Raw genomic sequence first — 12,634 nt, 5'->3', positions numbered from 1 at the left:
CCTGTTATTCCTCATCGTCAACCCGTCGCTCGCGTTATGCTTCATCAAGCGTCTCGATCAACTTCATCGATAACAAGTGTGCAATTCGATCGAGGGCCACTCGATCGTCTGGGCTGAGGCCCGCAAGTGCCTGCATTAAGGGCTCAAAGCGCTGGACCAACACCTCACCAACAAACCGGTCGTATTCTGGGCCAGGACCAATCACAGTACGCCGGTGATCCTGAGGGTCCTCGTGGCGCTCGAGCAACCCGACCGAGGCCAGCTGCGAAGCGATCAATGAGACACTTGCCAAACTCAGTCGCAGCTGGTCAGCGAGTTCACTGACCGTCACCCGGCCCACCATGTACACCTGCATCAACACCTGCATGTGCCGTGGCGTCACCGACATTCCGTGAACTTGGCAGGTGCCAGCACGAGCCTTGATGGTCCGTACCACTGGCATCATCGCCAGTATCAGCGATACCGCCCCACCGAGTCTTGCATCGTTGACTCTTGGCCCAAGGGTCTGGTCAGGGGAACCACTCGGCGAGGGGGCATCACGTACAATCTGGTCCGATCTAACTTCAATCACCACAACGCAACCCCGGCCACTCGCTTGACAGCGCCAGTCATCACTTCATCGATTCGGCAAGCACCACGTGGCATCGCGATCTCCTCTCTATGCACCATTCTCTTGCGCTCGTAATCTAAACGAGCCACCAACACGTTGACGAGCGCCAGTGCATGCGTCACGCGCACAACCGGCATAGTTTAGTTAAAAACTGTTTTCAGATGGAAAGCATAGGTACAGGATCAACGAACTGCCAACACTGCCAGCGATTTGTGCTCCGAACTTCTTCAGGAACGTCCTACCATGCGGGCCGAGCGGCGATCTTTGATACGTCAACGCATGTCCAACGCCCCAACGGTGCGTTGGACATGCACGAGTATCAGAACCCGGTCGGATGCTTCTGCTGGAAATCGCTGATACTTCTTATAAAACGCATCGAAACAGTCCGCCACCCGGTCAGACTCCCCTACCAGACTCGCTGAGCCCATAAGGGAGAGATATCGGGTGTCGCGCACCAGCGTGATGGTCGCGACCGGCCGGTTGACGAGATTACTGATCTTTTGAGCTTTGCGTCTCGAGAATACTCCAACGGCTTGTGCATCCTCCACCCAAAAGGGGTTGACCAACACGGAGTGGACGAAACCGCCTGGCATGATGGTTGCCAACACCCCGTGGCGGTTCTCTTCAACGGCACGGACGATGGCTACTTGGGTCAACTTCATTGCTAGCACCAACGCCTGTGCCCAATCGTTGCATCCTGGGCACATGCAACACCCCAGGTGCTCTGCGGGTCTTCATTTCCCGTCATCTGTCCCGCTTTCATCTGCACTGCTTTCATCTGTACTGCCTCCCTGATCGCCTGGGCCAACTGACGCGGGTTCGGTCCAAGGGCTATCAAACTGAACCAGCGTCCGCTCTCCAATGTTGCGAAACATTTCGATCGTCGCACTCGGCAATGCGGCTCGCACTCCTGGGCCAAGAGCGAGCAACAGCCGTGCAAGCCATTCATCACGAAAGCTATACACAATGACCTCATCACCCTCAACATCGAACACGCCTCCAGTCAACGCCTCAAGGGTGGGCATTTGATCAGCCCTCAACCTGAGTCTCGTCGGCTGCCCGGCAGAGCGAAGACCTAAAGGATCGAGACGATCGATGGATTGGCGACCCTCACGAATTCGTAGGGCATCGTGGCAGCCATCGAAGGGGGTGAGTTGCACCTCGCGCATACGATCCAGACGAAAGTGTCGTTCTTTACCTTCAGAAAGTCCAAACAGATACCAACGCCCACCCACGACGAAAAGCGTCAAGGCCACCGCATGCCGGGTCGTTGTCTTCCCCTCGGCATCGGTATAGGCGAATTCGACACAATCTGGGACGACGACAGCTCGACGCAAGAGAGCCAGTGATTCCGGTGGGTTATCGAGGTTCACCACGTCACCGACGCGGACAAACTGACCCTCAATAGCGGAGCGCAATTTCCGTGAAGCACTCGTCAGCTCGGGGTCGTTGTTTTCCAAGAGACCCGCCACCGCATCCAGGGTCGCCAGCACCGTCATGGCTTCAACGACGTCGATGCGCTTGGTGCGTCCCAATTCAGTATCCACCGAGACCTCGACGAGATCGAACTCCTCGTCGACTATCACGTCTAACAACACATCCGGGCTGTAGGGCGGCAGTCCCGCCAACGACGCAGACTCCAACAGCTCCACAACCTCGTCGGCCGGCAACCCAGAGGCCTCAGTCAAGGCCTTGATCGTTGCCGAGCCTCCATTAATCCGTAGATATGAGAGCAGCTGTTGCACGGCCATGAAGCGATCCTCAAGTCGTTGATGACTACGACGTGGAGGCGGTCGGGTGGACACCCTCGCAACGACCGGCGACGGCGTAGATGTTGTGACCGTAAAGTTATTCTGCAACGCCGCTAGAGCCCCATGGACATGGTCTATGAAACGCACACGAACCTCAGGTGGGGCGATCGGAACGACCGGAGCACTCTCCATCATCAGATCCCCAAAGAAGGCCACCATGTTCGATACCTCAACCACTCCAGTGGAGAGACCGCTTGGATCTGGACTCAAATGATTGGGCGTCGCCCCAAGATGCTCCAGTTGGGCGCGCGCGCCCAAGAGGGTCACCTGAACCCTTTGATCGATCTCGAGGTGCCAGGGATGGGAGGGCAACGCTGATCGAAGATCGATCGGTCTCGAATGCGCCTCGTAGGGACCAAGCACATAGGGACCTTCGATTCGATCGATCCGAAAGCTCTTCTGTCGGTTTTCCTCTTCGGCCACCAGATACGTCTGTCCCCAGCGCATCAAAACCCCAAAAGGGAAGACGTCACGTTCACGTCCTCGATAGCCAAATCGAACGCGCTTGGAGCCAGCGATCGCCTCCGCAAGAGCAGGGTCAAGACGGGTCAGCCCTCCCATGTCCCACAGAATCGGGGCGACCTGACGATAGAGCAAACCGAGACGACTCTCGAAGTGCTGCCCATGCTGCCCGACAAACACTGCGCACCCAAGTGCCGCCTCGAGCGCCGCCCACTCATCACGAGTGAGATCAAGATCGAAGGCAAAATCATCTGGATCGATCCAATAGCCCACGTGCGCGCGCCCAGGCAACGCGGCCGTTCTGACAGGAATCCCGATCTCGCGAAGGCTCGCCTTAGCGCGCTCAAAGGCACGAGCGCGGGCAACGGGTGACTCCGGGAAGCCGGGAATCAGATCAGTGAGGGCCTCCTGTGTGAGTGGTTGCTTGCTGGTGCTGAGCAGCTCGAAAAGATTCACCAGCCGGATCAAAGGATCAAGAGCCACGACCGTTTTCTCCCTTCTAGAGTCTGCAACCGGAACCATCGAATCCCAGGGACCGATCCACTGGTTGGTACCGATCCACTCTCAAATGCCAGTCTATGGTTAGCGCGCACGCGAGCCTAGACTAGGAGGGTGCCATCTTTGCGGGGTCTCACTCGCTAGAGGCTTGTGTGTCGCTGGGAGGAGCTGGTGCTTGGCACCGTAACAGGAGAAGCCGTCATTCACATCACCCCACCGTACGGGGGGTTGATCGTCCTACTACTCGGGTGGCTATTCTACTATCAACTCGTGCCCAAGGTCGCCAGTCGGCTCGGCGACTCGCCGAAGCGAATACGCCTAAGAGATGTCGTCTCAGCGCGGCAACGTACGCTCTTTCTTGTAGGCCTTGTCCTGCTGGCGCTCATGGAGAGTTGGCCATCGCTGGAGCTTGCCCGATACGTATCAAGCCTCGCGTACCTGACCCACACCATGGTTATCGAATTGGTCGCGGTACCGTTGCTACTTCTTGGCACCCCAAACTGGCTTTTCCACAAGTTGACCGAGACGCCATTCGCCGATGCCCTCCTTGAACTGTTGACATCCCCAACCCTTACCACCATCCTCTATTGCGCGGTTCTCATGCTCTCGATGCTTCCGACCATCGTCCAGGCCCAAGCCACGTCCCTGGTTGTCTATACCTATCTCCAGGTCGTCTTCATCTTCGCCGGCGTACTGATGTGGATTCCCGCGCTGCGGTTGAATCCTGGTACCAAAAAACTGTCAACCGGTGGTCGGGTCTTCTACCTCTTTGCCCAAAGCCTGATACCCTCATTTCCAGCGGTGATCCTGATCTTCGCTCATCACTCCTTTTACCCCATCTTCGCTTCGAATCTACATCTCATCTTTCACATTTCCGAAGTCGCTGACCAGCAGCTTGCCGGTGGAATCTCCAAGGTCATTGACTTCGGGATTCTCTGGGCAGTCGCTATCGCTATAATGGTCAGGGCGCAAAAGCAGGAGGACCTGGGTGCAGACCCCGAGCCGATCACTTGGCTCGATGTCCAGCGCGAGTTCAAGCGGACTCGCAAAGACAACGGCGCTTAGACAACATCCAACCCACCTCATCATGCTCAAGATAAACCGCGCCCAAACGACTAGGAGTATTCATTACAGTGCCCAACGAATTACGCAATGTTGCCATTATTGCCCACGTCGATCACGGCAAGACCACGCTCGTGGACAAGCTTCTACGTCAATCGGGAGCCTTCCGAGAGAATCAGGCCATCGAGGATCGCATCATGGACTCGATGGACCTCGAACGTGAGAAAGGGATCACGATTTTGGCCAAGAACACCTCGGTGTTCTTCGAGGACTACAAAATCAATCTGGTTGATACGCCTGGACACGCCGACTTTGGCGGTGAGGTGGAACGAGCACTCTTCATGGTCGACGGCGTCCTCATGTTGGTCGATGCCGCCGAAGGGCCATTGCCTCAGACTCGCTTCGTGCTGCGCAAGGCACTCGAGCGCAAGCTGCCGGTGATCGTCGTCGTGAACAAGGTTGACCGGCCAGACGCACGCCCAGCAGAGGTCCTCGACGAAATCCTCGATCTCTTCATTGAGTTGGGCGCCGATGAGCACCAGATTGAATTCCCCGTTATCTATGCCTCCGCAAAGCAAGGGATTGCCGGCCGGAGTGCCGACGACCTCGAGAAGGACCTCACGCCACTCTTTCGCGCCATCATCGAGACGATCCCAGCACCGTTTGCGGTACCCGACGCTCCGTTGCAGGCCCAAGTTACCAACCTCGACGCCTCTCCTTATCTCGGTAGACTCGCCATCTGTCGCGTCTTTGCCGGTTCGCTCAAGCGTGGCGCCAGCGTGACCCGCATTCATATCGATGGCACGCAAACGCGCATTCGCCTGGGTGAACTCTTCATCACCCACTATCTCGAACGGGTGGCGGTTGACGAGGTCGCTGCCGGCGAACTCGCCATCGTCGCTGGACTCGAAGATGTCAACATTGGAGAAACAATTGCCGACTCCGAGGCACCGGTCGCCCTCCCCCCTCTCACTATCGAAGAGCCAGCGATCTCAATGACGATCGGGGTGAACACATCACCGCTTGCCGGCAAAGAGGGTAAGAAGTTGACTGCGCGCCTCATCAGCTCGAGGCTTGCGCAAGAGACCATCGGCAACGTCGCCATCAAGGTCGTGCCAACGGAACGCAACGATACCTTCGAGGTACAGGGGCGTGGAGAGCTCGCTCTCGCTGTCCTCATCGAACTGATGCGCCGGGAGGGTTTCGAGCTCACCGTTTCTAAGCCCAAGGCCCTCACCATGGTGGTCGACGACAAACTCCAAGAGCCCTTTGAACTCCTCGAAGTCGATGTTCCTGAGGAGTACTTTGGCTCGCTTACCCAGATCGTTTCAATGCGGCGGGCGACGCTTGATGCCATGCACCAAATGGCCTCCGGTTGGATTCGAGCGAGCTATCTGATCCCGTCCCGCGGACTGCTCGGCATCAGGAGCGAGCTGCTCTCGGCGACGCGAGGCAGCGCGATCATCCACCACACTTTTGAAAAGTGGGGTCCAGTTGTCGGCGAGATCAAGCCGCGAAGCCAGGGAAGTTTAGTGTCCGATCGAACCGGTGTCGCCATGACCTATGCGCTCTTAAATCTCCAGGAGCGCGGCGAGCTCTTTGTGTCGCCCCAAGATCAAGTCTACGAGGGAATGGTGATCGGGATCAACGCCCGACCAGGTGATATGGACGTGAACCCCACTAAGGAGAAGAAACTCACCAACGTGCGCTCATCGACTGCGGACGAGTTGGTGAGGCTCGTGCCCCCGATTCCTCTGACGCTTGAATCAGCCCTCGAGCTCATCACCGATGATGAGTGTGTCGAGGTTACCCCAACGCAGGTGCGTGTGAGAAAGGTCATTTTGGAAGCGGCGGCCCGCGCCAAAGCCCGACGCCCTGGTCAATCGTCCTAGTCCAGATTGCCGAGGGCCTCACGATCCGATCACGAGAGTACCGGAGTGGCGACTACCATGGCAACAAAGGGCTGACTAGTGCCCGGCCACGGCGGTTGATCAGTCTGCGTCGTCGTATCGAAAGGAAGGTGATATGCCCATGACGATTCGGGTGTATGGCGCCGATTGGTGCCCAGACTGTCGGCGGTCCAAGACACTCCTGATCGAGACGGAGACGACATTCGAATGGATCGATACCGATGCAGACTCCGAAGGCAAGGCGCTGATACGGCAGCTCCAAGGTGAAGAGCCAAGGATACCCACCATCATCTTCGACGACGGTAGCTTCCTCGTCGAGCCAAGTGATGCTGAACTTGCTGCGAAGCTTGGGGTCGCCGTCCCGCCCACAGGCGAATCAACGACTCCTCGCTAACGTCTTTGGTAGCGCTCGACATCTCGCTAAGATGACCACAATGGAGTCACGATTCTTTGAGGACTATCCCGTCGGAATGATCGAACAGTTCGGCCCGATCGAGATCGTTGAGACCGACATGATCGCCTTTGCCCGCGCGTGGGATCCTCAGCCCTTCCACATCGACCCCCAGGCAGCACGTACCAGCATCTACGGTGGGATCATCGCGAGTGGGTGGTTCACCTGTGTGGTCGCCATGAAGGAGCTGGTCACTCACTATCTATCGTCAGCGTCAAGTCTTGGGTCACCAGGGCTTGACCAGCTTCGTTGGCTCGCTCCAGTGCGTGGTGGAGACCAACTCTGGCTGTCCTGCGAGGTAGTCGAGGCACGCCCTTCACAATCGAAGCCAGATCGTGGAATCGTGAAGACCAAAATCGAACTGCACCCCGAGACCGGAGCTCCAGTACTATCGATGATCGCCAGCAACTTTGTGCTTCGGCGCGGTCATTCCAAATGACGGTGTGCGCCACCCAATCTGTTATCCCCAGCCCCACTTGTGTCCAAATGGAGTGATCGATGGATGGTCTACGTATTCTGGTTGCCGTCAAGCAGGTAAGTCGTGCCGAGAGTGCCGACTTCGACGCCAACGGCCAAATGGTTCGCCGACCACAAGACCAGGAGCTAAACCCGTTCTGTCGTCGCGCCGTCACCTTCGGAGTAGCGTTGGCTCGCCAACATCGTGGTACGTGCGACGTGGTCAGCATGGGTCCACCAACGGCACGACAGATCCTCAAAGAGGCGCTAGCCATCGGCGCCGATGAAGCCTTTCACCTTACTGATTCCGCCTTTGCCGGCGCCGACACGCTGGCAACCGCAGAGGTGCTTGCACGCTTCGTCAAGACTCACCCTTCTGCATACGACCTCATCCTCACCGGCAGATTTGCCGTCGACGCTAATACCGGCATCGTCGGAGCCCAACTGGCCGAACTCCTTGACATCCCGTACTCGGGAGCGGCTCGCGAGCTGGCACTCAAGGACCACATTGCGACGCTGGACACCGAACTCGATGATGGCACCCGTTCAGCATCCGTAACGCTTCCAGCCGTAATCTCGGTCGCTGAACGGATTTGTGCGCCAGCAAAGCCCACAGATGAAGAGATCGAGGCGATACCAGCGCAGCGCATTAGCACCTTAGGACGTTTTGAACTCGGCTTTGTCGAAGCCGTACCGAGCGCGCGCACCGTGGTCGACGGGATCAGCCATGACGAGACCCATCGCCTCAACATCGTCATCGACGGCAGGAGCGAACTTGACAAGGGACTTGCCATGATTCGGAATCGACCACTCCAACCCCTCGACGTCGTCACTCAGTCGGAATTGCTCGGTCTTGATCGCGTTGCCTACCTTTGCGATCCCGGACAACCCAAGCTCAATCGTCACTTAATCAACTACCTTGGGGCAGGAATCGACCCCATCAACGGCCAGCTAACCGTGTTATCCTTTCACAACGCACTTGAGGGTGGGGAGGACTTCGGTGGCGTCGACTACCTAGTTGAAATCGATGGAGCCCCCGTCGAGGATGACCTCGTCCCTGCCATCGCAAACTGGCTTCTTGCACATCCACAACAGCTGTTAGTCACCCCGGCTACCTCATTTGGACGCGAGGTGGGCGGACGTCTTGGCGCCCGTCTGAACGCCGGTGTCCTCACCGATCTCTCCCGGCTTAGTAGCGATCGTTCGCCATTGGTGAGTGGAGCAAAGAGTGTTGGATCGATCGCATCGGCGGCCAACGTATCCGCCGTTACCAGCCTCGGGATCGCGCTTCTTCGTCCAGATATGCCCCAACACCTACCATCTCGACGTCTTGCAACACCTACCAAGAGCACCCTTGTGGTCCAAAGGCGTGGTCGAGTCACCCTTAGCGCGAACCAGATACTAGATATCCTCGATTTTGCCAACGCTCCGATCATCTTTGGCGTTGGTGCCGGCGTCAGCGCTGAGGACCTGCCTCTAATCGAAGAGCTCGCGGCCAGCGTGCAAGCACAGCTCGGCTGTACCCGCAAGATCGCTGATCGTGGAATCATGCCACGATCACGGCAGATAGGCATCACTGGTCGCTCAGTATCTCCAGGACTCTACATCGCCATCGGAACACGAGGGAGCCATAACCATCTCGCTGGCGTCCGCGGAGCCCTGATGACCGTCAATCTTACGACGACGCCCCCAGATGTTGACCCAGGAGTCGATCTCACCGTCCTGGGTGATTGGCATCTCACACTACCACCTATCGTCAACCATCTACGCGAGCAAATCCGTCCTTGATGAGCAATTGCCTCCTTTCAGCATGGCTTCTCAAGTTATGTTGTGAGCCCTAGTGAATGCTGCTGGTCAAGATGATCTCGATGACCAGTCGCGCAAAATCAGATAGCTGCCTCGGGTCGCGCCACTCATTCACCGCAGGCTACGCCGGCGCAAGGAACCCAAGCCAGGGTGCCCCAATCCCATGACACCAGCATCAACAAGCTTGGCAGCAGTCACTCCATAACGAGCCAACCGGGAGCTTGGACTCATAAAGTACCGTGCAAAGTGATCCGATGAGGATCTATGCCAGCAACAATGAACACGGATCGGGAGGCATTGTACCGGCTCCAATCGCAGCCGATGACGCAATTCATGGCGCCAATCGTGCATTCCAACGATCCTTTGGGGCTCGCAGGCCACCGACAGGGGCAAGTCGTGTCACACCATAGGCGAAGTATCCGCCTGAGGGGGACAACCCCAGACTTGGGAAGGCTAACGAGGATTGCTCACTGGTCGGCGTCACTGAAGACAATGACAGTCGACACTGCCTCCCGCAACGAGGTCTCCGTCGATCCTTGTGATGTCACGTGAGACACACGCGGACCACTAGTAAGCGACCCGGCCGCGTAGCCACCACTTGGCGTGGATGGGGTGCTCACAGCGATAACGCCCTCACGGTGACAAGCTCCCCGCTCGCGGCCCACGCACCGGTGAAGAGTCGGCTAGCTCCCAAGATCCGCTCGTGGATCACACTTGGTGCACCACTCGAGCTCATGAGCCCACTCTCGATCTTACGGATCCTTTTCTTCATCGGATGCCTCTTCTGGCCGATCGTGGACCTCGCTTGGCGAGGCGATGCAACGTCTGTCCTTGTCATCACGAGCGCAGGGATCCTGATGCTCGCCTGCTGGGTGCTGCTGATCACGATCCGCTCGATTGGCCCACATGGCAGTTGGATCTTTAGTCTCTTGTGGATTGGCAACGCAATCTGTGCGGCCTGGCTCGGCCGTGGCCATGCCTTGACCACGGGCGCGGTCATGCTCTTGGTGCCCGGCATCGTCTTTGTCGCCCTCTTCCTTGAGTTCAAAGCAACCTTGGCCTACGTAGGTTCAGCCGTCATGGCTTTAGCGTTGGTGCTTGAACCATCTGTCGGGCTTATTGGCACGGCCAGCATACTCACGCTAACGACCACGAGTTTCAGCTCGGTTGGCCTTGTCGTTATCCTTCTTACGCGTACCGCACGCACCCGAGAATCAGTCGATGCCGATACCGGGCTGCCCAACATGTTCGGCATCGTCGCTGACATAGCCCCCCACATCGCCGATAACCACCCGATTGTCATTGCCAGCATCGTCTTCCAGGGCTTAGATGAGACTCGCGAAGCAATCGGACACCACGCAGGATCCGAATTGTTACGGCGACTTGTGGAAGATATTGGTCAAGTACTACCTGCTGATTCCCTGATAGGCCGTATTGACACTGACGAGATCATCGCAATCCGGTTCCTCGACGATACCCGCGCTCAATCGCAACACCCACAGAAGATCATCAGGGCTGGCGAACGGCTTGCCGCAACTGTCTTGGGCTCCCTACAAAGTGGCAACTATTCCGTTGGAGATTTGAAGGTTCGACTCCGTCCCCATATTGGCCTCACGGGCGCACCTTCTGAGCAGATCGACGCACAAGAACTGATCAGACGTGCATCGTTAAGCGCTCGCCGTGCCGCCCGCGAAAATATCGATCGGACATGGTGGGACCCAGACGCTTGGGCACTCACCGCAAGCGATCTCCGTCTCCTCGCAGAGTTGGAATCAGCCGGTTCACGAGGCGAACTCTGGCTCGCTTACCAACCCCAAGTCGATGTTCACCACAATAGACCGATCGGGGTGGAGGCGTTGATTCGGTGGCGACATCCTCAGCTCGGAGAGCTCGGGCCCAATCGATTTATCCCTCATGCAGAACGTACTGGACTGATCGACCGCCTGACAGAGTGGGTGCTCAAAGAGGCCTTGGATGCACAAGTCCGATGGCGTGCACAAGGGATTCAACTATCAGTTTCCGTCAACTTCTCGGCACAAACACTCAGCCGAGGAGATCTGTCCACCTGGGTCATGCGCGAACTCGACAGCCGAGGTCTTAACCCGCAATGCTTAACAATCGAAATGACCGAAACAACGGCCGCTAACCTTGGGCGTGCGGTACAAGCAATCAGACCCTTACACGCCGCTGGTGTTCGCATCTCGATCGACGACTTTGGCACCGGGTACACCTCGTTGGCTTCGCTGCGAACACTGCCTGTGGACGAACTCAAGCTCGATCTTCAATTCGTCCAAGGATCTGCGGTCTCAACCAATGATCTCGCCATCGCCGGAGCTGTCGGAGATCTCGCGAGACGCCTCGATCTCTGTGCTGTTGCCGAAGGAATCGAGGATACTCAAAGCGCAGAACGCATGAAGAGCGCTGGATACCAACTTTTTCAGGGTTACTATTTCGCCAAACCGCTCTCCGAAGACGCGCTATTGGCCTACCTGGCGACGGCTGCGACGACTCCGGAAAAGGCCAGCCCTTGAGTGGCTCCCATACCCTACTCCGCTACGGAACGAACCGAGCTCAGGTCGCCGACCTCTGGCTACCCAAATCAACTTCCCCTGCTCCAGTCGTGATCCTCGTGCATGGGGGTTTCTGGCGTGCCCACTACACCCGAAGGCTCATGCATCCGTTGGCGTGGGACTTATGGCGTCATGGCTTCGCGGTGTACAACATCGAGTACCGCCGCTTCGGCCTGCTGGGCGGCGGTGGAGGCTGGTCGACATCGATCAGCGACGTTGAAGCTGCACTTTGTTCACTCGACAAGCTTGCCGGCGTGGACATGGAGCGTATCGTCATCTGTGGCCACTCCGTTGGCGCGCAGCTCATGCTTTGTGCGCTCTCACGTCAACATCGCCGTCACTCGACGCGGCCAACTCTACGTCCTCGTCTCGCCGTTAGCCTGGCTGGGATCTTTGATCTGGTCATGGTCGCTGATGCAAACCTCGGACGTGGCGCCGCTCGGAGGTTCTGTGGTGGCCTGCCTCAAACGGTTAGCGAACACTACCGTGAATCGTCTCCTCTCGCACTGCTCCCTATCGGCATCGAGCAGTTGATCGTCCATGGCCTCGCCGACTCGGTGATCTCGCCGGCAAACAGCATCACCTACGCGCAGACCGCACGAACGCGTGGTGACCATGTCTCACTCGAACTGCTCCCGGATCAGGGGCACGTATCGATGATAAACCCCAAGGGTGATGCCTGGCACCTCATCATCTCACGACTCACGGAAACTCTAGACTCTACTTCGGCATCGTAGGTCCGTTAACCTGAACCCGCTCACAACCATCGATACCGGCTCGCAAAGGTGCGCAACTCGAAAGACTACGTATGTGACAAGGATCTCGGCAGCGATGCTCGCCACCGACGGACCATCTGCTGGGTGCCAATATCTTGCAGAAACACCCTTGAGCCCGTAAAGCAGGTGCGGCCTCAGCCGCGGATGCCAACCTTTGCGACCTCGTCACTCCTCCAGAAGGCCACGAGAGCGACCGTGATAGAGCCCTCAACCACACCGAGG

The 12,634-nt window shown here is 57.6% G+C and carries 10 protein-coding genes; 7 read left to right on the top strand and 3 right to left on the bottom strand.

Annotated features, from left to right (window positions below):
• Window positions 1-34: 34 nt before the first annotated feature.
• The 3 genes from MP439_01745 to MP439_01735 all read right to left on the bottom strand — a co-directional run bounded on the left by MP439_01745 (window position 35) and on the right by MP439_01735 (window position 3,366).
• Complete coding sequence (locus tag MP439_01745) at window positions 35-571, bottom strand: MarR family transcriptional regulator (GenBank protein ID MCI2974787.1); 537 nt, start codon at window positions 569-571, stop codon at window positions 35-37.
• A 311-nt stretch (window positions 572-882) separates the two neighbouring features.
• Window positions 883-1,272, bottom strand: coding sequence for a pyridoxamine 5'-phosphate oxidase family protein (locus MP439_01740; protein ID MCI2974786.1), 390 nt, complete (start codon window positions 1,270-1,272; stop codon window positions 883-885).
• Between the two features lie 72 nt (window positions 1,273-1,344).
• Window positions 1,345-3,366, bottom strand: a complete 2,022-nt coding sequence (locus MP439_01735) for a WYL domain-containing protein (GenBank protein MCI2974785.1) — start codon at window positions 3,364-3,366, stop codon at window positions 1,345-1,347.
• Window positions 3,367-3,552: 186 nt separating this feature from the next.
• Here MP439_01735 and MP439_01730 point away from each other — a divergent pair, with 186 nt between their 5' ends.
• The 7 genes from MP439_01730 (at window position 3,553) to MP439_01700 (ending at window position 12,373) form a co-directional block, all read left to right on the top strand.
• A complete protein-coding gene (locus MP439_01730) occupies window positions 3,553-4,446 on the top strand; it encodes a cytochrome c oxidase assembly protein (GenBank protein MCI2974784.1) in 894 nt (297 codons plus the stop codon).
• A 68-nt stretch (window positions 4,447-4,514) separates the two neighbouring features.
• Window positions 4,515-6,335 carry a translational GTPase TypA gene (gene typA / locus MP439_01725; protein ID MCI2974783.1) on the top strand — a complete coding sequence of 607 codons (1,821 nt, stop codon included), beginning with the start codon at window positions 4,515-4,517 and terminating at the stop codon, window positions 6,333-6,335.
• Between the two features lie 139 nt (window positions 6,336-6,474).
• A complete protein-coding gene (locus MP439_01720) occupies window positions 6,475-6,747 on the top strand; it encodes an NrdH-redoxin (protein ID MCI2974782.1) in 273 nt (90 codons plus the stop codon).
• Window positions 6,748-6,787: 40 nt separating this feature from the next.
• Complete coding sequence (locus MP439_01715; GenBank protein MCI2974781.1) at window positions 6,788-7,243, top strand: MaoC family dehydratase; 456 nt, start codon at window positions 6,788-6,790, stop codon at window positions 7,241-7,243.
• Between the two features lie 59 nt (window positions 7,244-7,302).
• Window positions 7,303-9,048, top strand: coding sequence for an FAD-binding protein (locus MP439_01710; GenBank protein ID MCI2974780.1), 1,746 nt, complete (start codon window positions 7,303-7,305; stop codon window positions 9,046-9,048).
• Window positions 9,049-9,704: 656 nt separating this feature from the next.
• A complete protein-coding gene (locus MP439_01705; protein MCI2974779.1) occupies window positions 9,705-11,597 on the top strand; it encodes a GGDEF domain-containing phosphodiesterase in 1,893 nt (630 codons plus the stop codon).
• Window positions 11,598-11,695: 98 nt separating this feature from the next.
• The gene (locus MP439_01700) at window positions 11,696-12,373 is read left to right on the top strand and encodes an alpha/beta hydrolase (protein MCI2974778.1); all 678 of its coding nucleotides are present in this window, start codon (window positions 11,696-11,698) and stop codon (window positions 12,371-12,373) included.
• Window positions 12,374-12,634 lie beyond the last annotated feature (261 nt).

The sequence above is a fragment of the Ferrimicrobium sp. genome (assembly GCA_022690815.1).
Lineage (GTDB): Bacteria > Actinomycetota > Acidimicrobiia > Acidimicrobiales > Acidimicrobiaceae > Ferrimicrobium.
The sequence above is the reverse complement of the archived record's forward strand: the minus strand, read 5'-3'. Positions and strand labels throughout refer to the sequence as shown.